Annotated in this window: 1 protein-coding gene; it reads left to right on the top strand. The window is 67.9% G+C overall.

The window, feature by feature from the left end:
- A partial coding sequence (locus X742_RS01000000171400) for an MFS transporter (RefSeq protein ID WP_032925262.1) occupies positions 1–246 on the top strand: 246 nt, incomplete at both ends.

The following is a 246-nucleotide window of genomic DNA, read 5'->3' as shown; positions in this document are numbered from 1 at the left end:
CCGCAACCTTCGGCGGCATAGCACTGGGCAGCTGGATCTGGGGTGTCGTCGCCGACGCGCATGGCGCCGAGACGTCGCTGATCGCCGCGGCCATCGCCATGCTGGCCGGCGGCGCCATCGGCCTCGTGCTGCCGCTGCCGCAACAGCAGGTGCTCAACCTCGACCCGCTCAACCGCTTCAAGGAGCCGCACCTGGCACTCGACCTGAAGCCGCGCAGCGGTCCGATCGCCATTATGATCGAATACA

Source organism: Mesorhizobium sp. LNHC229A00, from assembly GCF_000502415.1.
Taxonomy (GTDB): domain Bacteria; phylum Pseudomonadota; class Alphaproteobacteria; order Rhizobiales; family Rhizobiaceae; genus Mesorhizobium.
Note: the sequence above shows the minus strand (reverse complement) of the source record. Positions and strands in the feature narration are given on the sequence as shown.